The organism is Streptomyces sp. Xyl84 (assembly GCF_059731885.1).
This window is the reverse complement of the sequence record NZ_AP029182.1, coordinates 5556644-5579995: the sequence shown is the minus strand read 5'-3', so window position 1 is coordinate 5579995 and position 23352 is coordinate 5556644. Positions and strand designations below refer to the sequence as shown.

Genomic DNA, 23352 nt, shown 5'->3' with positions numbered 1-23352 from the left:
GGGATGTCAGCGCAGGAAGGGGTCCACCGCCACCGCGACGAAGAGGATCGACACGTAGGTGATCGACCAGTGGAACAGGCGCATCTCCTTCAGCTTCGCGCCGGTCACCTCGGCCTTGGCGCGGTTCTGCAGCCCGTGCGCCTCCCACAGCCAGAAGCCGCCGGCCAGGAGGGCGACCACCGTGTAGAACCAGCCCGTGTAGCCGAGCGGGGTCAGCAGCAGCGAGACGACGACCATCACCCAGCTGTAGATGACGATCTGCCGGGCGACCACCTTGTTGGAGGCGATCACCGGGAGCATCGGCACGCCCACGCGCGCGTAGTCCTCCTTGACCTTCATGGACAGCGGCCAGTAGTGCGGCGGCGTCCAGAAGAACATGACGAGGAAGAGGATGACCGGCGCCCACGACATGGAGTTCGTGACGGAGGACCAGCCGATGAGCACCGGCAGGCAGCCGGCGATGCCGCCCCACACGATGTTCTGCGACGTGCGCCGTTTGAGGAGCATCGTGTAGACGACGACGTAGAAGAGGAGCGCTCCGAGCGACAGCCACGCCGACAGCCAGTTGACGGTGAGACCGAACAGCAGCGTCGAGACCACCGCCAGGGTGATGCCGAAGGCGAGGCACTCGCGCGGGCTGACCATCCCGGTGACCAGCGGGCGCTGCGAGGTGCGGTCCATGAGCGCGTCGATGTCACGGTCGATGTACATGTTGAGCGCGTTGGCGCCGCCCGCGGAGAGGTAGCCGCCGACGCAGGTGAGCAGCACCAGTTTCAGGTTGGGCACACCCTGCTGCGCCAGGAACATCACCGGAACGGTGGTGATGAGCAGCAGCTCGATGATCCGCGGCTTGGTCAGTGCCACGAACGCCTTGGCACGGGCCCCGAACGACCGGTTGCTCGGGCTCTGACCTGCACCGAGTACTCCCTCCCCCAGGGCCTTAAGGGCCTGGGAGGGACCCCCAGGACGGGATTCGACGGCCGTCACGCACACCCCTGACAGAGACTCCCAGCGAGCCCCGTCCCTGTGAACAGGGGGTAAAGACTCGCGCGTACCACGCCACTGTAGACGTTGCCCAGACCCGGACATTCGCGGGGGTGGGTCGTGTTGGCGCCGCCCGCCCGGCGGCCGCCGGGCGGTGCTCGCGCGGGCCGGCCGGCGCGGGCATCCGGAATGGGTTTCCGACGGGCGCGCGACGGCTCGAATGAGCGATCGGATGAGCGCCCCCGTATTCACTTGCCGAATAAGGGAAGGAGCCGTCGGGAGGCGGATTTCCCGGAGTCCCGGCAGTCTTGAATGACTCGAAAAAACGCACGTCTTTACGGGGGTAGGCTCAACAGCGGCCGGCCGGCGCCAGAACGCCGGCAGCCGGTGCCCGGACACGCGCACCGGCATCCGACATGTGGAGAGGAGCCCTGAACCAGGGTGAGCACCAAGCCGACCACCGCAGACCTCGAGTGGACCGAGTTGGACCAGCGTGCGGTGGACACCGCGCGCGTCCTGGCCGCCGATGCCGTACAGAAGGTCGGAAACGGCCATCCGGGTACGGCGATGAGCCTGGCTCCTGCCGCCTACACCCTGTTCCAGAAGGTGATGCGGCACGACCCCGCCGACCCGCAGTGGGTGGGCCGCGACCGCTTCGTGCTGTCCGCCGGTCATTCCTCCCTGACCCTCTACACCCAGCTGTACCTGGCCGGGTTCGGCCTGGAGCTGGAGGACCTGGAGTCCTTCCGCACCTGGGGCTCCAAGACCCCGGGCCACCCGGAGTACGGGCACACGGCCGGTGTGGAGACGACGACCGGTCCGCTGGGCCAGGGCGTGGCCAACGCCGTGGGCATGGCGATGGCGTCCCGCTACGAGCGCGGCCTGTTCGACCCTGAGGCCCCCGCCGGCCAGTCCCCCTTCGACCACTTCGTCTACTGCATCGCCGGTGACGGCTGCCTCCAGGAGGGCATCTCCGCCGAGGCGTCCTCGATGGCCGGCCACCAGAAGCTCGGCAACCTGATCCTGCTGTGGGACGACAACCACATCTCGATCGAGGGCGACACCGAGACGGCCGTCTCCGAGGACACCGTCAAGCGGTACGAGGCCTACGGCTGGCACGTGCAGCGCGTGGAGCCCAAGGCCGACGGCGACCTGGACCCGCAGGCCATCTACGCGGCGATCCAGGAGGCCAAGGCGGTCACCGACCGGCCGTCCTTCATCGCGATGCGCTCGATCATCGCCTGGCCGGCCCCGCACGCGCAGAACACCGAGGCCGCGCACGGCTCGGCGCTGGGCGAGGACGAGGTCGCGGCCACCAAGCGCGTCCTCGGCTTCGACCCCGACAAGCACTTCGACGTCTCCGACGAGGTCATCGGCCACACCCGCCAGGCGCTGGAGCGCGGCCGGCAGGCGAAGGCCACCTGGGAGAAGTCCTTCCAGGCCTGGCGTGAGGCGAACGCGGAGCGGGCCGCCGAGTTCGACCGCATCGCCGCCGCCGAGCTGCCGGCCGGCTGGGCCGAGAAGATCCCGGTCTTCGAGGCGGGCAAGAGCGTGGCCACCCGCGCGGCCTCCGGCAAGGTGCTCCAGGCGCTCGGCGAGGTGCTGCCCGAGCTGTGGGGCGGCTCCGCCGACCTGGCCGGCTCGAACAACACCACGATCGACAAGACGTCGTCGTTCCTGCCCGAGGGCAACCCGCTGCCGGAGGCGAGCCCCTACGGCCGCACGATCCACTTCGGCATCCGCGAGCACTCGATGGGCGCCGAGCTGAACGGCATCACGCTGCACGGCAACACCCGCGCGTACGGCGGCACCTTCCTGGTCTTCTCCGACTACATGCGCAACGCGGTGCGCCTGTCCGCGCTGATGCACCTGCCGGTGACGTACGTGTGGACGCACGACTCCATCGGCCTGGGCGAGGACGGCCCCACCCACCAGCCCGTCGAGCACCTGGCCTCGCTGCGCGCCATCCCCGGCCTGAACGTGGTCCGCCCCGCCGACGCCAACGAGACCGCCATCGCCTGGACCGAGATCCAGCGCCGCTGGACCAAGGAGTTCGGCAAGGGCGCCCCGCACGGCCTCGCGCTGACCCGCCAGGGCGTGCCGACGTACGAGCCCAACGACGACACCGTCCGCGGCGGCTACGTCCTGTTCGAGGCCGAGGGCGGCGAGCCGCAGGTCATCCTGATCGCCACCGGCTCCGAGGTGCACGTGGCCGTGGAGGCGCGTGAGCAGCTCCAGGCCGACGGCGTTCCCACCCGCGTGGTGTCCATGCCGTGCGTCGAGTGGTTCGAGGAGCAGGACCAGGGGTACCGGGACAGCGTGCTGCCCCCGGCCGTGCGCGCCCGCGTCGCGGTCGAGGCCGGTGTCGCCCTGACCTGGCACAAGTACGTCGGGGACGCCGGACGCATTGTTTCCCTGGAGCACTTCGGTGCTTCCGCCGACGCCAAGGTGCTGTTCCGCGAATTCGGTTTCACCGCCGAGAACGTGGCCGCCAAGGCGCGGGAATCCCTCGCCGCCGCCCAGCGCTGACGCTCATATACGACACGTAGGAGATGCAATTTCCATGACAGACGCACTCAAGCGCCTCTCCGATGAAGGCGTCGCGATCTGGCTGGACGACCTGTCGCGCAAGCGGATCACGTCCGGCAACCTCGCCGAGCTGATCGACCAGCAGCACGTCGTGGGCGTCACCACCAACCCGACGATCTTCCAGAAGGCGATCTCGCAGGGCGACGGCTACGACCAGCAGGTGTCGGACCTCGCCGCCCGCCGGGTCACCGTCGAAGAGGCCATCCGCATGATCACCACGGCGGACGTCCGCGACGCCGCCGACATCCTGCGCCCGGTCTTCGACGCCACCGACGGCCAGGACGGCCGGGTCTCCATCGAGGTCGACCCCCGTCTGGCGCACAACACCAAGGCGACGGTCGCCGAGGCCCGCCAGCTGGCCTGGCTGGTGGACCGCCCCAACACGCTCATCAAGATCCCGGCCACCGAGGCGGGTCTGCCGGCCATCGCCGAGACCATCGGCAACGGGATCAGCGTCAACGTCACGCTGATCTTCTCGCTGGAGCGCTACCGCAAGGTCATGGACGCCTACCTGACCGGCCTGGAGAAGGCCAAGGAGCGCGGCCTGGACCTGTCCAAGATCCACTCGGTGGCGTCCTTCTTCGTCTCCCGCGTCGACACCGAGATCGACCGGCGCATCGACGAGATGGGCACCGACGAGGCCAAGGCCCTGCGCGGCAAGGCCGGCGTGGCCAACGCGCGCCTGGCCTACCAGGCGTACGAGGAGGTCTTCTCCTCCGACCGCTGGAACGCGCTGGAGAACGCGGGCGCGAACAAGCAGCGTCCGCTGTGGGCCTCCACCGGTGTGAAGGACAAGGCGTACAAGGACACCATGTACGTCGAGGAACTGGTGGCGCCGAACACGGTGAACACCATGCCGGAGGCCACCCTGGAGGCCACCGAGGACCACGGCGAGATCCGTGGCGACGCGGTCCGCGGCACCTACGAGCAGGCCCGTGCCGACCTCGACGCGCTGGAGCGGATCGGCATCTCCTACGACGAGGTGGTCCAGGTCCTGGAGGACGAGGGCGTCGACAAGTTCGAGGGCTCCTGGAACGACCTGCTGAAGTCGACCGAGGCGGAGCTGGAGCGCCTCGCCCCCGCGGAGGGCTGACGCCTTGTCGCCTCTTTCCGGCACCGGGGCGAACCCGCTCCGTGACCCCGCCGACCGACGGCTCCCGCGTATCGCGGGGCCGTCGGGCCTGGTCATCTTCGGCGTGACGGGCGACCTGTCGCGCAAGAAGCTGATGCCCGCCGTCTACGACCTCGCCAACCGGGGGCTGCTGCCGCCGGGCTTCTCGCTGGTCGGCTTCGCCCGGCGCGACTGGGAGCACGAGGACTTCGCCCAGGTCGTGCACGACGCCGTCAAGGAGCACTCGCGCACGCCGTTCCGCGAGGAGGTCTGGCAGCAGCTCAGCCAGGGCATGCGGTTCGTGCAGGGCACCTTCGACGACGACGAGGCGTTCGAACGGCTGCGCGACACCATCGAGGAACTCGACAAGGCGCAGGGCACGGGCGGCAACTTCGCCTTCTACCTGTCCGTACCGCCGAAGTCCTTCCCGGTCGTCATCCAGCAGCTGAAGAAGCACCAGCTGGCCGACCAGACGAGCGGCTCCTGGCGGCGCGCGGTCATCGAGAAGCCGTTCGGCCACGACCTGGAGTCGGCCGAGGAGCTGAACAAGGTCGTCCACGAGGTCTTCGCCCCGGACCAGGTCTTCCGCATCGACCACTACCTGGGCAAGGAGACCGTCCAGAACATCCTGGCGCTGCGCTTCGCCAACCAGATGTTCGAGCCGATCTGGAATCGGTCCTTCGTGGACCACGTGCAGATCACCATGGCCGAGGACATCGGCATCGGCGGCCGGGCCGGGTACTACGACGGCATCGGCGCCGCCCGTGACGTCATCCAGAACCACCTGCTCCAGCTGATGGCGCTCACCGCGATGGAGGAGCCCGCCTCTTTCGGCGCGGACGCGCTGGCGGCGGAGAAGGAGAAGGTGCTCGGCGCCGTCCGGCTGCCCGGGGACCTCGGCTCGACGACCGTGCGCGGGCAGTACGCGGCCGGCTGGCAGGGCGGCGAGAAGGTCATCGGCTACCTCGAAGAGGACGGCATCGACAAGAAGTCGAAGACCGACACCTACGCGGCCGTCAAACTGGAGATCGACAACCGCCGCTGGGCGGGCGTCCCCTTCTATCTGCGCACCGGCAAGCGGCTGGGCCGCCGGGTCACCGAGATCGCGGTGGTCTTCCAGCGCGCCCCGCACTCCCCCTTCGACACCACGGCCACCGAGGAGCTGGGCCAGAACGCGGTCGTCATCCGCGTCCAGCCCGACGAGGGCGTGACCGTGCGCTTCGGCTCGAAGGTGCCGGGCACGTCGATGGAGATCCGGGACGTCTCCATGGACTTCGCCTACGGCGAGTCCTTCACCGAGTCCAGCCCGGAGGCGTACGAGCGGCTCATCCTGGACGTGCTGCTCGGCGACTCCAACCTCTTCCCGCGCACGGAGGAGGTCGAGCTGTCCTGGAAGATCCTCGACCCGATCGAGGAGTACTGGGACACCCACGGCAGGCCCGCGCAGTACGCGTCCGGGACGTGGGGACCGGCCGAGGCGGACGAGATGCTCGCACGAGACGGACGGAGCTGGCGCCGGCCATGAAGATAGACCTGACCGACACCACCGCCGGGAAGATCAACAAGGCGCTCGTGCAGGGCCGCCGGGCGATCGGCACGCCCGCCGTGGGCATGGTGCTCACCCTCGTCATCGTCACCGACGAGGAGAACGCCTACGACGCCCTCAAGGCCGCCGGCGACGCCTCCCGCGAACACCCCTCGCGCACGCTGGTCGTCATCCGGCGCGTCTCGCGCACCCTGCGCGACCGCACGGCCTCGCGGCTGGACGCCGAGGTACGGGTGGGCGCGGAGGCCGGGACCGGCGAGACGGTCGTCCTGCGGCTGTACGGCGAGGTCTGCGACCACGCCCAGTCCGTGGTGCTGCCGCTGCTGCTGCCGGACGCGCCGGTCGTCGTCTGGTGGCCGGTGAACGGCCCGCTGGCACCGGCCGAGGACCCCCTCGGCGCGCTGGCGCAGCGCCGGGTCACCGACGCCTACGCCTGCGAGGACCCGGTGCGGGAACTGGCCGCGCGGGCCGAGGCGTACACCCCCGGCGACACGGATCTGGCGTGGACCCGGATCACGCCGTGGCGGTCCATGCTGGCCGCCGCGCTCGACCAGGTGACCTGCGAGGTCCGGTCGGTCGAGGTGGAGGGCGAGGAGTTCAACCCGAGCTGCGAGCTGCTGGCGATGTGGCTCGCGGACCGGCTGGACGTGCCGGTGAAGCGCTCGCTGTCCTCCGGACCGGGGCTGACCGCGGTCCGTATGGACACCACCTGCGGTCCGATCGAGCTGGGCCGGGCCGACGGCAGGCTGGCCACGCTCTCCGTCCAGGGGCAGCCGGAACGCGCGGTGGCCCTCAAGCGGCGGGAGACGGCCGAACTCATCGCGGAGGAACTGCGGCGGCTCGACCCGGACGACACCTACGCGTCGGCGCTGCGCTTCGGGGTGGAGCGGCTGAACGGCTCCGCGCCGCAGGCCTCCGCCGGGGCGGCGGTCGCGGTGGCCACCTCCGAGGAGGAGACGGCGAAGGCGCCCGCAGGCCGCGCCGCCGCCAAGACCGCCCGCAAGTCCCCGACCCGGAAGGCGGCGGCGAAGTGAGCACTCCGCAGCTGGTCGTCCACCGTGACAAGGAGCTGATGGCGCAGGCCGCCGCGGCCCGGCTGATCACGAAGATCGTGGACGCGCAGGCCTCCACGGGCTCCGCGTCCGTGGTGCTGACCGGTGGCCGCAACGGCAACGGCGTGCTGGCCGCGCTGGCCGCGGCGCCCGCCCGCGACGCCGTCGACTGGGGCCGGCTCGACCTGTGGTGGGGTGACGAGCGGTTCCTTCCCGAGGGCGATCCCGAGCGCAACATCACGCAGGCCAAGGAGGCCCTCCTGGACTCCGTCCCGCTGGATCCGAAGCGGGTGCACGTGATGCCCGCCTCGGACGGCCCGTGGGGCACGGACGTCGAGGCGGCGGCGGATGCCTATGCCGAGGAGCTGGCCCGCGCGGCCGGCCCCGCCAACCACGGCTCGGTCCCCACCTTCGACGTGCTGATGCTGGGCGTCGGCCCGGACACGCACGTGGCGTCCCTGTTCCCGGAGCTTCCGGGGGTGCGGGAGACGGAGCGCACGGTCATCGGCGTGCACGGCTCGCCGAAGCCGCCGCCCACCCGTGTCTCCCTCACCCTGCCCGCGATCCGCTCGGCCCGTGAGGTGTGGCTGCTCGCGGCGGGCGAGGACAAGGCGAACGCGGTGGCGATGGCGCTGTCCGGCGCGGGCGAGATCCAGGCCCCGGCGGCGGGTGCCTACGGCCGCGCGCGCACGCTGTGGCTGCTGGACGCGGCGGCGGCGTCGCAGCTGCCGAGGTCGCTGTACCCGCCGGCGTCGGCCTGACCGGCGACGGCGACCGGGCGACGACGGACCGGCATCCGGGGGCGGCACGGGCAGGACAGCTCGTGCCGCCCCCGTCGTATGCGCTCGGCCGGACCGGCCCGGCACCCTCACGGCCGGAACGGCGCCGAGCCCGCCTGTCCCCCGCCGGCTCAGCGGGTGTCCTCAGCGCCCGCCGCACCGTCCCCGTCGGCGCTGCCGACCGGGGGCTGCTCGCGCACGCGTATCAGCGCGGCGACGGACAGGACGAAGAACCCGGCCGTGAGCAGCGCCGGTGTGCTGGGGCCCCAGGCGCTGGCGACGGCACCGCCCAGCAGGGCGCCCAGCGGGGCCCCGGCGACGGCCAGGGTCCGGAAGGCGGCGCTGACCCGGCCCAGCACGGGGGCGGGGCTGCGCTGCTGCATCAGCGTGGTCGTGTTGACGTTCCAGACCATGCCCATGAGGCCGAAGACGGCCATCGCCGCCACCAGCGCGGTCAGGCTGCGCACCGTGCCCATGACGGTGAGGGCGGCGATCTGCGTCGTACCGGCCAGCAGCACGGCCCGCATGCGGCCGAGGCGGGCGACGATCGGGCCGTTGGCCGCGCCCCCGGCCAGACTGCCGACCGTGTAGGCGGTCATCGCCGCCGCGTACCCGCCGGATCCGGCGTGCAGCCAGCGCGTCACCAGCACGACCAGGGTCGCGATGAGGGCGGCCATGCCGACGTTGCACAGGGCGGTGGCGGTGCACAGACCTCTCAGGGCCCGGTCCCGCCCCAGCACGCGCAGACCGTCGGTGATCTCCCGGCGCAGGGTGCTGCCCGCCGGTCTCGGCCCGCGCTCGGGTGCCGGGGTCCGCAGCGAGGCCACGAGCGCCGCGGCCAGGACGAAGGTGACGGCGTCGGCGGCGAAGGGCGCGGCGGCGCCGGCGCCGAGCAGGACGGGCACCACCGGGCCGCCCAGGAGGCCGCCGGCGATGCGCTGTCCCGTCATCAGCCGGGCGTTGGCGCTGCCGAGCGCCGCCCGGTCGACCAGGGCGGGCAGCAGGGCCGTCGCCGCGTTGTCGAAGAGGGTCTGGAGTGTGGTGAGCGCGAAGGCCAGGGCGATGAGCAGGGCGATCGAGGCGTGCCCGAGGGCGACGGTCACGGCGAAACCACCGACCAGCAGGCCGCGTACCGCGTCCACCGTCCACATCGCGCGCCGCTGGTCCACCCGGTCGGCGACCGCGCCGCCCAGCAGTCCGAAGAGGATCCAGGGCAGATAGCCGCAGGCCGCGACGGAGGCGATGAGCAGGGGGTCACCGGTCAGGGAGGCGGCGAGCAGGGGCAGCGCGGCCGTGCGCAGCGCGTCGCCGAAGCTGGACAGCACGGCGGCGCTCCACAGCCGTCCGAAAGCCCCGCCCCACGCGGGCCGTGTCACGGCCTCGGCCGCGTCCAGCGTCGTCATCGCCGCCCCCTCACGATTCGTCGATGCACAAACCGTAGAGGGCACCACTGACAATCGCCTCGGCGGCGGCCGGCCGGGGAGGGCGCGGACTCGTCACGAGTGCCGGGAGGGCACCCGACGGGGCGTCAACTGCTAGATCTCGCCCCGGAGTTTGGCGAGCGCCTCGGCGAGGATCGCCTCGCCGTCCGCGTCGCTGCGCCGCTCGCGCACGTAGGCGAGGTGCGTCTTGTAGGGCTCCGTGCGCGGCGGGTCCGGCGGGTTGTCCCGGTCCTGGCCGGCCGGGAAGCCGCAGCGCGGGCAGTCCCAGGTGTCGGGCACCTGTGCGTCGCTGGCGAAACTGGGCTGCGTCTCGTGCCCGTTGGAGCACCAGAAGGAGATGCGCAGGCGCGGCGCGGACTCGCCGCGCTCGGCCTCGCCCATCGGCCCCGCTCCGACCCGGCTCCCCCGGATCGCGTTGCCACTTGCCACGGTCGTAACTCCCTGCGTGATGGTGCCGCGAAACGAGTCGGCGTACCGCTTCGCTGCGAGCGCCTCAGTCTACGTAAGGCCCAACGCGCGTCCAGTGATGGGAGTTACCGCCCCCCGCACACAGACGCAAGCCCCATGATAGGCCGCGCTCGTGGGCGCGTACCGACCATGGGGCCTTCCGTGCGGAATGAACGGGCTTCGCCCGCTCGTCAGCTGTTGGACTTCATCAGGATGCCGAGGACGATGATGCACGCGAGCCACAGCAGACCGACCACGACGGTGATGCGGTCGAGGTTGCGCTCGGCGACGGAGGAGCCGCCGACGGACGACTGCATGCCGCCGCCGAACATGTCGGAGAGGCCGCCGCCCTTCCCCTTGTGCATCAGCACCAGCAGCATCAGCAGCAGGCTGAAGACGATCAGGGCGATCGAGAACCCCAAAACCACGGCTGGACCAACTTCCTCGGATACGGATGGACGACGGGGGGCACAGCACCTCGGCTGTGCCCCCGCCAGGGTACGACGTATCGCCGCTACCGCCTACTCACGTCCGGCTCACTGCTCGCGGAACCTGACGATCTTGACGAACTCGTCGGCGTCCAGCGAGGCGCCGCCGACCAGGGCGCCGTCGATGTCGGCCTGGCCCATGATCTCGGCGACGTTGCCCGACTTGACGGAGCCGCCGTACTGGATGCGGATCTTGTCGGCCACGTCCTGCGAGTACAGCTCGGCGAGCTTGGCGCGGATGGCGGCGCAGACCTCCTGGGCGTCCTCGGCACCGCAGACCTTGCCGGTGCCGATGGCCCAGACGGGCTCGTAGGCGATCACGACGGACTCGGCCTGCTCGGCCGGGATGTCCTTCAGACCGCCCTCGACCTGGGCGAGGGTGTGGGAGACGTGGTTGCCGGCCTCGCGGACGTCCAGCTCCTCGCCGACGCACAGGATCGGGGTCAGACCGTGCTTGTAGGCGGCCTTGACCTTGGCGTTCACCAGCTCGTCGGTCTCGTTGTGGTACTGGCGCCGCTCGGAGTGCCCGATCGCCACGTAGGTGCACTTGAGCTTGGCCAGCATCGGGCCGGAGATCTCGCCGGTGTAGGCGCCGGAGTCGTGCTGCGAGATGTCCTGGGCGCCGTACTTGATCTTGAGCTTGTCGCCGTCGACCAGGGTCTGCACGGAGCGCAGGTCGGTGAAGGGCGGCAGGACGGCGACCTCGACGGCGTCGTAGTCCTTGTCGGCCAGGGCGAAGGCGAGCTTCTGGACGTGCGCGATGGCCTCGAGGTGGTTGAGGTTCATCTTCCAGTTGCCCGCCATCAGCGGCGTGCGGGTGGTCATTGAGGTCAGTCCTCCAGTGCGGCGAGGCCGGGGAGCGTCTTGCCCTCGAGGTATTCGAGGGAGGCGCCGCCGCCGGTCGAGATGTGGCCGAATGCGTTCTCGTCGAAACCGAGCGTACGGACGGCCGCGGCGGAGTCGCCGCCGCCGACCACGGTGAATCCGCCGGAGTCGACGAGGGCCTGGGCGACCGCCTTGGTGCCCTCGGCGAAGTCGGGGTGCTCGAAGACGCCCATCGGCCCGTTCCAGAAGACGGTGGCGGCGTCGGCGAGCTTCGAGGCGTACAGCTCCCGGGTCCGCGGCCCGATGTCCAGGCCCTCCTGGTCGGCCGGGATGGCGTCGGCGGCGACCGCGGTGGGGTGCGCCGGGGCCTTGGTCTTCAGGTCCGGGAAGTCGGGCGAGACCAGCGCGTCCACCGGCAGCACCAGCTCGACGCCCAGCTTCTCGGCGCGCTCCATGTACTCCTTGACGGCCGGGATCTGGTCCTCCTGGAGGAGGGACTTGCCGACCTCGTAGCCCTTGGCCTTGAGGAAGGTGTACGCCATGCCGCCGCCGATGAGCAGCCGGTCGGCCTTGCCGAGCAGCTGGTCGATGACGGCGAGCTTGTCGGAGACCTTGGCGCCGCCGAGGGCGACGACGTAGGGGCGCTTGACGTCCTCGGTGAGCTTCTTCAGGACGCCGACCTCGGTGGCGATGAGGTAACCGGCGTAGTGCGGCAGCCGGGCCGGCAGGTCGTAGACCGAGGCGTGCCCGCGGTGCACCGCACCGAACCCGTCGCCGACGTAGACGTCCGCGAGGGCGGCGAGGGCGTCCGCGAAGGCGCCGCGCTCGGCGTCGTCCTTGGCGGTCTCGCCCGGGTTGAAGCGCAGGTTCTCGATGACCGCGACCTGGCCGGGCTGCAGGCCGTCCACCGCGGCGTGCGCGGCGGGGCCGACGGTGTCCTGGGCGAAGGCCACGGGGGCGCCCAGCAGTTCACCGAGCCGCTCGGCGGCGGGCAGCAGCGAGAAGGCGGGGTCCGGGGCACCCTTGGGGCGGCCCAGGTGCGAGGCCACGATCACCTTGGCGCCGGCGCCGGCGAGCGCCTTCACGGTGGGCAGCACGGCGCGGATGCGGCCGTCGTCGGTGATGACACCGTCGGCCAGCGGCACGTTGAGGTCGGCGCGGACGAAGACGCGCTTGCCGTCCACACCTTCGCTGAGAAGTTCGTCGATCGTCTTCATGGGAATGGGACTCCTGGGAGGAGGGGCTCTTGATCGTACGAGGGCCGGTCGATCCGCACGCGGGCGGGCCGCAGGAAGCGGCCCGCCGTACGTGCGTCAGGGCCCGGACCGCGCGGTGGTGCGCTGCCCGAGCCCTGTTCTCACATCGAGGTGCCTGCTCTGCCGATCAGAGCTGGTTGCCGATGAAGACCGTGAGGTCGACGAGGCGGTTGGAGTAGCCCCACTCGTTGTCGTACCAGCCGATGACCTTCACGTTCTTGCCCTCCTGGACCATCGTCAGGGAGGAGTCGAAGGTGCAGGACGCCGGGGCGTTGACGATGTCCGAGGAGACGATCGGGTCCTCGGTGTACTCGAGGATGCCCTTCAGCTCGCCCTCGGCGGCCTTCTGGAAGGCGGCGTTGACCTCTTCCTTGGTGACCTCGCGGGACAGCTCGACGACGAGGTCGGTGACCGAGCCGGTCGGGACCGGGACGCGCATCGCCATGCCGTCCAGCTTGCCCTTGAGCTGCGGGAGGACCAGCGCGGTGGCCTTGGCGGCACCGGTGGTGGTCGGGATGATGTTCTCGGCGGCGGCGCGGGCGCGGCGCAGGTCCTTGTGCGGGAAGTCCAGGATCCGCTGGTCGTTGGTGTACGCGTGCACCGTGGTCATCAGGCCGCGGACGATGCCGAAGTTCTCGTCGAGGACCTTCGCCATCGGCGCCACACAGTTGGTGGTGCACGAGGCGTTGGAGATGACGTTGTCCTTGGCGGCGTCGTACTTGTCCTGGTTGACGCCCATCACGATGGTGACGTCCTCGTTCTTCGCCGGAGCGGAGATGATGACCTTCTTGGCACCGCCGGCGATGTGCTTCTCGGCGTCTTCCTTCTTGGTGAAGATGCCGGTGGACTCGATGACGATGTCCACGCCCAGCTCACCCCAGGGGATGTCGGCCGGGTTGCGCTCGGAGAGGACCTTGATGGTCCTGCCGTCGACGGTGATGGTGTCCTCGGTGTGCGTGACCTCCTGCTTGAGGCGGCCGAGGATGGTGTCGTACTTCAGCAGGTGAGCGGTGGTCGCGGTGTCACCCAGGTCGTTGACAGCCACGATCTCGATGTCTGCACCCTGCTCCAGCAGCGCGCGGAAGTAGTTACGACCGATGCGGCCAAAGCCGTTGATGCCTACGCGGATCGTCACGAACCGATCTCCTCGTTGGTACGCCGGTTTCGACGCCGGCGAGCTGTATTGGGATGTCCCCGACCACCCCCGACCCTACCTCCCTGGAGCCTCCTGAGTGACATTCGGAGACCCCCTGGAGGGCATGGCGAGCCGTACGCGCCAGTAGGGGTCCGGGCCGTCGCGGCCGGGCGCCCGAATCACTCCATTAGGGTACGGAGTGTCCGTTCGCGTTGACCATATTCATCACTCTTTCGTGCAGGTCCCGGCTCACTTGTCGAGTGCCGCCATCGCGCGCCCCACGAGGGCCGCCCGGCCGGCCGCCGAGCGGAGGTGTCCCAGCCCGAACCCGAGCAGCACGGAACGGTCGGTGGTGACCGCCGCGTACGTCCGGAAGAGGGTGCCGGTGCGGGCCCAGTCCTTGCGGACGGCCGGGCTGCCCGGAGGCGGTCCTGACACCTTCCAGGGGCCCAGCGACGTCTCGAAGCCCTCGGTGTCCCTCGCGGTGCCTCCGACGACGAGCGAGGTGTCGTCGGCCAGGACGCCGTGGCCGCCGGTGCCGGGGTCGCTGACGTAGGAGAGGGAGACCTCGACCGTCCGCCCGGCGTACGCGCTCAGGTCGAAACTCGCCTGCTGCCACCCGCCGGAGGAACCGGTGAAGCTGTTCCACGCCCCGCTGGTGCCGTGGGCGGCGCAGCCGCCGGAACCCGGCGTCAGGTAGTGCCTGAGCCAGGGGTGGTCGGCGATCAGGAAGCCGGCCCCGCACTCGGCGGGCACGGCCGCGGTGCTCCTGCCGCCCGCCTCCGGGAGTGTCGTCCAGTCGTCGGCGCCGGTGGTGCGGACCTCCAGCAGCGCGTGGTCGTAGCCGCGCTCGGTGTCCCACAGCAGGCGGGTGCTGAGGGCGGGCCGGTCCGCCGCGGTGACCCCGGTGAGGTCGACGGTGCGGGTGAGGCGCTTGTAGGCGTCGTCGGTGTGCACGGCGGCGGCCATGAAGGAGCCGGTGTAGGGGCTGTACGGGTCGACGGTGCCGGTGAACCGCCCCGCCCCCGAGCTCGCGAACCACGGGTGGTCGGCCGCCGGCAGTTCCTGTGATGTGACCCCATAGGCACCGGCCCCGTCGAGCGGCTCGCCGGGCGCGCCGCCGAGCGCGCCGGAGAAGCCTGCCAGCTTCCCCGCGCCGGTGAAGCCGGTGGCCCCGGGGGCCGGGGTGCGCGAGTAGGCCCCCAGGTAGTACTGGCTGAAGTCGTCCGAGAGGTTCCCGCCGCCCAGGTCGACGCTGCCGCCGGCCTGTTCGCCGGCCTCGATCAGCCGCCCGCCCTCGTTGAGGTAGGAACGCAGCTGGAGCTGGGTGGCGTTGCCCGGTCCCGGGGCGCCCGAGTAGTGCACGACCGTCCTGAAGTGCTTCAGCACGCCGAGCGCGTCGGGCGCGCCCTGGGTGGCGACGTCCCAGACGAGCGCCCGGTGGCCGTTCGCCCGCAGGGCGTCCACGTACGCGCCCGCCCGGACGGCCGGGGCGCCCTCCTCCGCGACGACGAGGGTGTCGGCGCGGGTGCTTGCGGGCGTGCCTGCGCGGGTGCTTGCGGGCGTGCCGGCGGACGGGAGGCGGGCCACGGTGTAGGTGAAGTGCTCGCTCGACGTCCGCTTCCCGGTCCCCGGGCCGCTGCCCGTGCGGCCGGTGAACCACACCTCGACCCGGTCGCCCGGAGCCGCGCCGGGGACGTGGGCCCGGTACTCGTCGAAGTAGAGGTGGTCCGCGCCGCCGTAGGTGGTGCCGCCCTTCCAGGGCCGCAGGGCTCCCGTCCGGGTCGGCCCGCCGCCGACGCGGTAGCGCAGTGCCTTGTCCCGCACGGACCTGCGGACGACGACCGAGACCTCCTGGCCGGCGCCGCGCGCGTACGACGTCGAGAACTTGGCCGGCGTGAAGTCGGCGGCCTGCGGGCCGGCCGGTGAACTCGGCCGGTCGGGGTGGGCGGCGGTCTCGGCGACGGCGAGCGCGAAGGGGACGTTCTTCTCGAACTCCCGCCGGATCAGCTTCTCGTCGTCGGGGAAGGTGAAGACGGACCGGCAGTCGGCGGCGTTCCAGGCGTCGTCCGGGTCGGCGTCGGACGCGGTCTCGCACGTCGACATCTCGGGCGTGAACATGGCCGTACCGTTGACGTTGCCCGCGTGCCCGTCCGCCTCGCCGTTGGTGGTGTACAGCTCCGAGGAGAGCTGGGAGCGGTAGCCGGGGATCGCCGGATGGTCCGGGGTGCCGGCGAGCGCCCGGTAGAGGACGTCGTCCGGGGTCGGGGTCGCCACCTGCCAGCCGACGCCGTAGAGCAGGAGTTCGGCCGCGGAGTGGTAGTTGACGGCGTACCGGAAGCGGACGCGCTTCTCGAACCGGTCGAGCGCCCGCGTCTCGGGCTCGCTCGCCGGGGCCGGGCCGCGGTAGGTCTCACCGGCGGGCTCCGGTGACGAACCCTCGTCGTCGTAGCCCCACTTGTAGGGGAAGTTGCGGTTGAGGTCGACGCCGTCCCCGCTGGAGACGACACCGTCGCCGTTGACGTCCCGCAGGTTCTTGCGCCACAGCCGGGTGCTGTCGTCCTTGAAGGTGTAGTCGTAGCCGTCGGGGTTGGCGGAGAGGACGAACCACAGTTCGGTGGTGTCGACGATCTTCCTGATCCGGCGGTCGGTGCGGTAGTGGTCCAGGTAGTAGTGCATCAGCCGGCGTGTCATCTCCGGCGTGATCCACTCGCGCGCGTGCTGGTTGGACAGGTACAGCACGGCCGGCTTGGCGCCGTCCTTCGTCTCGCGCGCGCGGCCGGTCAGCTTCAGGGCGAGGATGTCCTGTCCGCGCACGGTCGTGCCGAGAGAGACGACCTTGGTGAGGCCGGGGTGGGTCCGGGCGGTACGGAGGATCTCCTCGCGCAGGCCGCCCTTGCCGCTGTAGGGCCGGAACACGCCCTGGCCGGCCGTGGTCACCCGCCTCTGCGTCGCGGCCGTGAGCGCGTGCTCGGTGAGCCGGACGCCCTGCTCACGCAGCTTGCCGGCCTGCGCGTCGGTGAGGTACAGCTCGACGGTGCTCCGGCCGCCGCCGGGCGTCCGGTTCCCCAGTTCGTGGGCGTCCTGACCGGCTTTCAGCAGCAGGGGCACCTGCCGTGCGGTGACGTCGGCGCGGAACACCTTCACCTCGTCCGGAGCCGGCCGGGGTGAGGTGGCGTCCTGCGCCTGGGCGAGGGGCGCGAGGCCCGCTCCGCCGAGCAGGAGCGCGCCGACGGCCAGGACCGATCTCGCTCCGCGTCTCGTGCTGCGTCTCATGAACCCCCCTGACGGTGGTCCGCCGGTCCGGCGGAGACCTGCCAGGTTCATGTCACTCAGGTCACGGGTCAAGGGTGCCTCCTCGGTCACGGTGACGGACATCAGGGTCGGCGTGGAGGGTGCGGGCCGGGGGCCTGCGGGCCTGCGGGCCAGGGAGACCTGCGGGTCAGGCCGGGTTCCGGGCGCGGCCGTCGGCCGGCCGGGGTCGGCGTGCGGGACTGCGGGTCAGGGGCCGGGTCCCGGACGTCGGCGTCCGGGGTCGACGGCCGAGGACGACGGCCGGCAGGTCGGGCCACGTCCCGTGTACGGCCCTCGGCCGGCCGCGCCGGGGCGCGACCCTCGGCTGGTCAGGGCCGGTGTGCGGGTCTGCGGATGCAGGGCGCGCGCACGGTCGGCGGCCTTCAGGCCCGCGCGCCCGCTGTCCCGGCCGGGGCGCGGCCCTCGGCATCCGGGGCCGACAGACAAGGCTGCGCGGGTCAGGCCCGGTCCCGGGCGCGGCCGCCGGCTGTCAGGCGAAGGCGCGGCCGGGCGGGCCGGGCGGGGGCGGCCCCTGGCCCGACGGTGCCCGCCCGAAGGGGTGACCGGGCCCGGCCGCCCCGGCGGACGGGCCCTGCTGCGCGGCGCACGCGGCTCAGCCCGCGAGGTTGTCCGCCAGCTCCTCGCTGAGGTTGGCCTCCGTCCCGGGGATGCCCAGGTCGGCGGCGCGCTTGTCGGCCATGGCCAACAGCCGGCGGATGCGGCCGGCGACGGCGTCCTTGGTCAGCGGCGGGTCGGCGAGCGCGCCCAGTTCCTCCAGCGAGGCCTGCTTGTGCTCCATGCGCAGGCGCCCCGCGGCGGCCAGGTGCTCGGGGACGTCGTCCGCGAGGATCTCCAGGGCGCGCTGCACCCGGGCACCGGCGGCGACCGCCGCGCGGGCCGAGCGGCGCAGGTTGGCGTCGTCGAAGTTGGCCAGCCGGTTCGCCGTGGCGCGGACCTCGCGGCGCATCCGCCGCTCCTCCCAGGCCAGTACGGACTCGTGTGCGCCCAGACGCGTCAACAGCGCGCCGATCGCGTCACCGTCACGGACGACCACCCGGTCCACTCCCCGCACCTCGCGGGCCTTGGCGGCGATGGAGAGTCTGCGGGCCGCGCCGACCAGGGCGAGCGCGGCCTCCGGGCCCGGGCAGGTCACCTCCAGCGACGAGGAGCGGCCGGGCTCGGTGAGCGAGCCGTGCGCGAGGAACGCGCCGCGCCAGGCGGCCTCCGCGTCGCAGGTGGCCCCCGAGACCACCTGCGGGGGCAGGCCGCGGATCGGACGGCCGCGGCCGTCGACCAGGCCGGTCTGGCGGGCCAGCTGGTCGCCGCCCGCGACGACCCGGACCACGTAGCGCGAGCCGCGGCGCAGGCCGCCGGGCGCCATCACGATCAGCTCCGAGCTGTGCCCGAAGATCTCCAGGATGTCCCGCTTCAGGCGCCGCGCCGCCATCGCGGTGTCCAGTTCCGCCTCGATCACGATGCGCCCGCTGACCAGGTGGAGGCCGCCGGCGAACCGCAGAATGGCGGAGACCTCCGCCTTCCTGCAGCAGGTCCGGGTGACGGGGAGCCGGGAGATCTCATCCTTCACCGCTGCCGTCATCGCCATGGGCCGATCCTTCCATGCATCCGAAAAATACGGTCGTACGCGGCGGCCAGCAGCTCCGGGTCGTGCCGCGGAGTTCCGTCCCTCCGGGCCACCGGCGCCAGCTCGACCGCGGCGCCGAACCGCTTGGCGGCCTCGGTGAGGACTTCGCGGTCGGGCACGGCGGCCTCGTCGGCCAGCACCACGTCCAGGGCGAGTTTAGGGGCGTGTCGTCCCAAAACCTCCAAATGACGCTGCGGGGAGAAGCCGGCGGTTTCTCCCGGTTGCGGGGCGAGGTTCAAGGAGAGGACCCGGCGCGCCTTCGTCTCGGTGAGCGCGTCGAGGAGCTGGGGCACGAGCAGGTGCGGGATGACCGAGGAGAACCAGGAGCCGGGACCGAGCACCACCCAGTCCGCGTCCAGGACCGCCTCGACGGCCTCGGGCACGGCGGGCGGGTCGTGCGGCACCAGGTGCACGGACTGCACCTCGCCCGGGGTGAGCGCGACGGTCGCCTGGCCGCGGACCGTGTCGACGTCGTCGGGCCGGTCCACGTCGTGGCCCTTGACCAGGGCCTGGAGCTCCAGCGGCACGGCGGACATGGGCAGTACGCGCCCGTGCGCGCCCAGCAGCTTGCCGACCAGGTCGAGGGCCTGGACGTGGTCGCCGAGCTGTTCCCACAGCGCGACGATCAGCAGGTTGCCGACCGCGTGGTCGTGCAGGTCGCCCTGGGAGGTGAAGCGGTGCTGGATGACGCGCGCCCAGGTCTGGCCCCAGTCGTCGTCCCCGCACAGCGCCGCCAGCGCCTTGCGCAGGTCGCCGGGGGGCAGCACGCCCAGTTCGTCGCGCAGGCGCCCGCTGGAGCCGCCGTCGTCGGCCACGGTGACGACGGCGGTGAGGTCGCCGGTGATCCGGCGCAGTGCCGCGAGCGAGGCGGACAGGCCCATGCCGCCGCCGAGGGCGACCACCTTGGGCTGGGCGCCCCGGCGGCGCGGCCGTGCGCCGCGGGCCTCGGCGGGCCGGCCGGCCCGCCCCTCGGCCGCCAGACGTGCCGCGCGGCCCTCGGGGACCGCGCGGCGCAGTCTGCTCAGCCGCGGAGTACGTCCGGTCACTCGCGCCCCATGTCCCGGTGGACGACGACGGTCTCCACACCCTCGGCCGCCAGTCGCGCGGCGAGCTTTTCCGACATGGCCACCGAGCGGTGCTTGCCGCCCGTGCAGCCGATGGCGATGGTCACGTACCGCTTGCCCTCGCGGCGGTAGCCGGCCGCGACGAGCCGCAGCAGTTCGGCGTAGCGGTCCAGGAACTCCTTGGCGCCGGGCTGGTTGAAGACGTACCCGGCGACCTCCTCGTTGAGGCCGGTGTACGGGCGCAGCTCCGGCACCCAGTGCGGGTTGGGCAGGAACCGCATGTCGGCGACCAGGTCGGCGTCGACCGGCAGGCCGTACTTGAAGCCGAAGGACATCACGGTGGCCCGCAGCTCGGGCTCCTCCTCGCCGGCGAACTGGGCGTCCATCTTGGCGCGCAGTTCGTGCACGTTGAGGCTGGAGGTGTCGATGACGAGGTCGGCGTCGCCGCGCAGCTCGCGCAGCAGCTCCCGCTCGGCGGCGATGCCGTCGACGATGCGGCCGTCGCCCTGGAGGGGGTGGGGGCGGCGCACCGACTCGAAGCGGCGCACCAGGGCCTCGTCTGAGGACTCCAGGAAGACGATCCGCCGCGTGACGTCGCGCGCCTCCAGGTCGGCCAGGGACTCGCGGAGGTTGTCGAAGAAACGGCGGCCGCGGACGTCGACGACGACCGCGATGCGCGCGACGTTGCCCTGCGAGCGGGCGCCCAGTTCCACCATGGTGGGGATCAGCGCCGGCGGCAGGTTGTCGACGACGAACCAGCCGAGGTCCTCCAGGCACTTGGCGGCCGTCGACCGGCCCGCCCCCGACATGCCGGAGATGATCACCAGTTCGGGGATGGCCGCGTCGGGGACGCCTGCCGTGTCGATGCCCGTACTCACCTGTGCTCCGTGTTCCTGGACCGGGTGCTGCCGCTGGTCCTCGTGCGATGGCGGGGGCGCGTCCGCGGGCGTCTGCGTGTGCGTGTGCGTGTCCCCGTGCCCCGGCGCGTTCCTGTCCGCGTGCGTGTCCGCGTCCGCTTCCCGGTGCGCCGGCGCGGGTGTCTGTTCCCGGGACGCCGTGCGGGCCCGGTCGGGTTGCGCCGCTGTCTGATCTCGTGGCGCTGTGGGCTGCGTCTCGTCCTCGGTCATGTCTCCTGCCCCCGTCGTTCGGCCGGGGCGCCCGTGGGCACGGGCTCCCCTGCGGCCCCCGGCGTCGTCCCGGGTTCCGTCTCTTCCTCGTCTTCCATGATCTCTCCGGTCGCCGTGTTCACGGCGGGTGCGGCCGGGGCCGCCTGGGCCAGGGCCACGGCGATCGTCTCGGCCGTCTTGCGGCCTATGCCGGGCACCTCACAGATCTGGTCGATTGTGGCGGACCGCAGCCTCTTCACCGAGCCGAAATGCTTGAGCAGCGCCCGCTTGCGCGTCTCGCCCAGACCGGGCACGTCGTCCAGCGGACCGGCCCGGAAGCGCTTGGCGCGTCTGGTGCGCTGGTAGGTGATGGCGAAGCGGTGGGCCTCGTCACGGACGCGCTGCAGCAGGTAGAGCCCCTCGCTGCTGCGCGGCAGGACCACCGGGTCGTCGTCACCGGGCACCCAGACCTCCTCCAGGCGCTTGGCCAGCCCGCACACCGCGATGTCGTCGATGCCCAGCTCGTCGAGGGCCCTCTGGGCCGCGGCGACCTGCGGCTGTCCGCCGTCGACGACGACGAGCTGCGGCGGGTAGGCGAACCGCTTGGGGCGTCCGTCGTCCTCGGTGAAGGCGCCGGCCGGGCCGGCGACCGTGCTGCCGGCCGGGCCGCCGGGCACTGCGCCGGGTGCTTCGGCCAGCGAGCCGTCGACCGTCGCGCCGGGTGCTTCGGCGGGCGAGCCGTCGACGGTCGCGCCGGGTGCCGGGGCGGCGGCCGTCCCGTCGGGCGCGGCACCCTCCTCGCCGTCGGCCCACTCGCCGGTGCGCTCCTTCTCCGCCAGGTACCGCTTGAAGCGCCGGGTGATCACCTCGTGCATGGAGCGGACGTCGTCCTGCCCCTCGAAGCCCTTGATCTGGAAGCGCCGGTACTCGCCCTTGCGCTGGAGCCCGTCCTCGAAGACGACCATGGAGGCCACCACGTCGTCGCCCTGGAGGTGGGAGATGTCGTAGCACTCGATCCGCAGGGGGGCGCTGTCCAGGCCGAGGGCGTCGGCGATCTCCTCCAGGGCGCGCGAGCGCGTGGTCAGGTCCGAGGCGCGCTTGGTCTTGTGCAGCGCGAGCGCCTGCAGCGCGTTGCGCTGGACGGTCTCCATGAGGGCCTTCTTGTCGCCGCGCTGGGGGATGCGCAGGGACACGTTCGCGCCACGGCGGTCGGTGAGCCACTGCTGGACCGGCTCGACCGGATCGGGCAGGGCGGGGACCAGGACCTCCTTGGGGACGGCGTCCCCGCTCTCCTCGCCGTACAGCTGCTGCAGGGCGTGCTCGACGAGGGCGCCGGTGGTGACCTCCTCCACCTTGTCGGTCACCCAGCCGCGCTGGCCCCGCACGCGTCCGCCGCGCACGTGGAAGATCTGCACGGCGGCCTCCAGCTCGTCCTCGGCGACGGCGATGAGGTCGGCGTCGGTCGCGTCGGCGAGCACGACCGCGCTCTTCTCCATGGCCTTCTTCAGGGCCCCGATGTCGTCGCGCAGGCGGGCGGCCCGCTCGTACTCCATCTCCTCGGCCGCCTGCGCCATCCGCTGCTCCAGGCGGCGCAGGTACGTCCCCGTACGGCCGGCCATGAAGTCGCTGAACTCCTCGGCCAGTTCCCGGTGCTCCTCGGCGGAGACGCGGCCGACGCAGGGCGCGGAGCACTTGCCGATGTACCCGAGGAGGCAGGGGCGGCCGGTGCGGGCGGCGTTCTTGAAGACACCGGCCGAGCAGGTACGGACGGGGAAGACCCGCAGCAGCAGGTCGACGGTGTCGCGGATGGCCCACGCGTGCCCGTACGGCCCGAAGTAGCGCACGCCCTTCTTCTTGTGGCCGCGCATGACCTGGACGCGCGGGAACTCCTCGTTCATCGTCACCGCGAGGTACGGGTAGCTCTTGTCGTCGCGGTACTTGACGTTGAACCGGGGGTCGAACTCCTTGATCCAGGAGTACTCCAGCTGGAGCGCCTCGACCTCGGTGGACACCACGGTCCACTCCACGGAGGCGGCCGTGGTCACCATGGTGCGGGTGCGCGGGTGGAGGTTCGCCAGGTCCTGGAAGTAGTTCGCCAGGCGCTGGCGCAGGCTCTTCGCCTTTCCGACGTAGATCACCCGGCGGTGCTCGTCACGGAACTTGTACACCCCGGGGGAGTCCGGGATGTCTCCCGGCTTGGGGCGGTAGCTGGAGGGGTCGGCCATGTCTCACACCCTACTGGCGCGGGGTGACAGGGCGGTGAGCCTGTGGACAACCCGGCCCGGGCGCCCGGCCGCCGCCCGGACAGACGTACGACTACCTGCCGTGACCAGCGGTCTTGGCTCGGTGCGCGGCGTCGCACGGGAGTACCGCGCCCGGCCGGCGCCGGGGTGCGGACTCGGCCAGGACCGCCGTCCGCGGGGTCACAGGTGTTGTCGGGGCTTGGTCGACACGCTTCAATGCGGGGGACGTCGGGGCCGCGGACGACGGCACACGGACGTGTACGGACGCGCACGGCTCCCCCGTTCCTGCCCGCGGGCGGTCCCGGCGATCCGCGTGAACGGTCTGACCAGCCGTCGTGCGCCTTTCCCG

General features: G+C 71.9%; 17 protein-coding genes. 5 read left to right on the top strand and 12 right to left on the bottom strand.

The features are described 5' to 3' along the window. Window positions 1-6 precede the first annotated feature (6 nt). Window positions 7-993, bottom strand: coding sequence for a heme o synthase (locus tag AC6I72_RS24165; RefSeq protein ID WP_498003284.1), 987 nt, complete (start codon window positions 991-993; stop codon window positions 7-9). Window positions 994-1425: 432 nt separating this feature from the next. Here AC6I72_RS24165 and tkt point away from each other — a divergent pair, with 432 nt between their 5' ends. Genes tkt through pgl form a run of 5 tightly spaced genes read left to right on the top strand, consistent with a single transcriptional unit; the run spans window position 1426 to window position 8043 of the window. Further along, window positions 1426-3513, top strand: coding sequence for a transketolase (gene tkt / locus AC6I72_RS24160; RefSeq protein ID WP_498003283.1), 2088 nt, complete (start codon window positions 1426-1428; stop codon window positions 3511-3513). A 34-nt stretch (window positions 3514-3547) separates the two neighbouring features. Next, complete coding sequence (tal, locus tag AC6I72_RS24155; protein WP_498003282.1) at window positions 3548-4666, top strand: transaldolase; 1119 nt, start codon at window positions 3548-3550, stop codon at window positions 4664-4666. A 4-nt stretch (window positions 4667-4670) separates the two neighbouring features. Further along, entirely contained in the window at window positions 4671-6209 is a 1539-nt protein-coding gene (gene zwf, locus AC6I72_RS24150) for a glucose-6-phosphate dehydrogenase (protein ID WP_498003281.1), read from the top strand. After that, window positions 6206-7264: a glucose-6-phosphate dehydrogenase assembly protein OpcA gene (gene opcA / locus AC6I72_RS24145; protein WP_498003280.1), complete on the top strand. Its 1059-nt coding sequence runs from the start codon at window positions 6206-6208 to the stop codon at window positions 7262-7264. The genes zwf and opcA overlap by 4 nt, the downstream gene beginning before the upstream one ends. Beyond that, window positions 7261-8043: a 6-phosphogluconolactonase gene (gene pgl / locus AC6I72_RS24140; protein WP_498003279.1), complete on the top strand. Its 783-nt coding sequence runs from the start codon at window positions 7261-7263 to the stop codon at window positions 8041-8043. Before opcA ends, pgl begins: the two co-directional genes overlap by 4 nt. A gap of 149 nt (window positions 8044-8192) precedes the next feature. Here the strand turns inward: pgl and AC6I72_RS24135 are convergent, their stop codons facing one another. From AC6I72_RS24135 to uvrC, 11 genes are all read right to left on the bottom strand, one after another. Continuing rightward, a complete protein-coding gene (locus AC6I72_RS24135) occupies window positions 8193-9464 on the bottom strand; it encodes an MFS transporter (protein WP_498003278.1) in 1272 nt (423 codons plus the stop codon). Between the two features lie 132 nt (window positions 9465-9596). Next, the gene (locus tag AC6I72_RS24130; RefSeq protein WP_003957010.1) at window positions 9597-9932 is read right to left on the bottom strand and encodes an RNA polymerase-binding protein RbpA; all 336 of its coding nucleotides are present in this window, start codon (window positions 9930-9932) and stop codon (window positions 9597-9599) included. A gap of 209 nt (window positions 9933-10141) precedes the next feature. Continuing rightward, window positions 10142-10378, bottom strand: coding sequence for a preprotein translocase subunit SecG (gene secG / locus AC6I72_RS24125; protein ID WP_078884233.1), 237 nt, complete (start codon window positions 10376-10378; stop codon window positions 10142-10144). 108 nt (window positions 10379-10486) lie between these two features. Continuing rightward, entirely contained in the window at window positions 10487-11263 is a 777-nt protein-coding gene (tpiA, locus tag AC6I72_RS24120; protein ID WP_366726456.1) for a triose-phosphate isomerase, read from the bottom strand. Window positions 11264-11268: 5 nt separating this feature from the next. Continuing rightward, window positions 11269-12480, bottom strand: coding sequence for a phosphoglycerate kinase (locus tag AC6I72_RS24115; RefSeq protein ID WP_037860769.1), 1212 nt, complete (start codon window positions 12478-12480; stop codon window positions 11269-11271). 166 nt (window positions 12481-12646) lie between these two features. Continuing rightward, complete coding sequence (gene gap / locus AC6I72_RS24110) at window positions 12647-13654, bottom strand: type I glyceraldehyde-3-phosphate dehydrogenase (RefSeq protein WP_366726458.1); 1008 nt, start codon at window positions 13652-13654, stop codon at window positions 12647-12649. Window positions 13655-13903: 249 nt separating this feature from the next. Beyond that, window positions 13904-16930, bottom strand: coding sequence for a M14 family metallopeptidase (locus AC6I72_RS24105; protein ID WP_498003277.1), 3027 nt, complete (start codon window positions 16928-16930; stop codon window positions 13904-13906). 631 nt (window positions 16931-17561) lie between these two features. Further along, a complete protein-coding gene (gene whiA / locus AC6I72_RS24100) occupies window positions 17562-18551 on the bottom strand; it encodes a DNA-binding protein WhiA (protein ID WP_037860766.1) in 990 nt (329 codons plus the stop codon). Then, complete coding sequence (locus AC6I72_RS24095) at window positions 18542-19636, bottom strand: gluconeogenesis factor YvcK family protein (protein WP_037860765.1); 1095 nt, start codon at window positions 19634-19636, stop codon at window positions 18542-18544. Before AC6I72_RS24095 ends, whiA begins: the two co-directional genes overlap by 10 nt. After that, the gene (gene rapZ, locus AC6I72_RS24090; RefSeq protein WP_498003276.1) at window positions 19633-20781 is read right to left on the bottom strand and encodes an RNase adapter RapZ; all 1149 of its coding nucleotides are present in this window, start codon (window positions 20779-20781) and stop codon (window positions 19633-19635) included. Before rapZ ends, AC6I72_RS24095 begins: the two co-directional genes overlap by 4 nt. Beyond that, window positions 20778-22985: an excinuclease ABC subunit UvrC gene (gene uvrC, locus AC6I72_RS24085; RefSeq protein WP_498003275.1), complete on the bottom strand. Its 2208-nt coding sequence runs from the start codon at window positions 22983-22985 to the stop codon at window positions 20778-20780. The genes rapZ and uvrC overlap by 4 nt, the downstream gene beginning before the upstream one ends. Window positions 22986-23352 lie beyond the last annotated feature (367 nt).

Excerpts from the sequence above, each read along its gene's own strand:
- tal (WP_498003282.1), top strand. The coding sequence starts at position 3,548 with ATGACAGACGCACTCAAGCGCCTCTCCGATGAAGGCGTCGCGATCTGG.
- opcA (WP_498003280.1), top strand. The coding sequence starts at position 6,206 with ATGAAGATAGACCTGACCGACACCACCGCCGGGAAGATCAACAAGGCG.
- AC6I72_RS24135 (WP_498003278.1), bottom strand. The coding sequence starts at position 9,464 with ATGACGACGCTGGACGCGGCCGAGGCCGTGACACGGCCCGCGTGGGGC.
- tpiA (WP_366726456.1), bottom strand. The coding sequence starts at position 11,263 with ATGACCACCCGCACGCCGCTGATGGCGGGCAACTGGAAGATGAACCTC.
- AC6I72_RS24115 (WP_037860769.1), bottom strand. The coding sequence starts at position 12,480 with ATGAAGACGATCGACGAACTTCTCAGCGAAGGTGTGGACGGCAAGCGC.
- AC6I72_RS24105 (WP_498003277.1), bottom strand. The coding sequence starts at position 16,930 with ATGAGACGCAGCACGAGACGCGGAGCGAGATCGGTCCTGGCCGTCGGC.
- whiA (WP_037860766.1), bottom strand. The coding sequence starts at position 18,551 with ATGGCGATGACGGCAGCGGTGAAGGATGAGATCTCCCGGCTCCCCGTC.
- rapZ (WP_498003276.1), bottom strand. The coding sequence starts at position 20,781 with ATGACCGAGGACGAGACGCAGCCCACAGCGCCACGAGATCAGACAGCG.
- uvrC (WP_498003275.1), bottom strand. The coding sequence starts at position 22,985 with ATGGCCGACCCCTCCAGCTACCGCCCCAAGCCGGGAGACATCCCGGAC.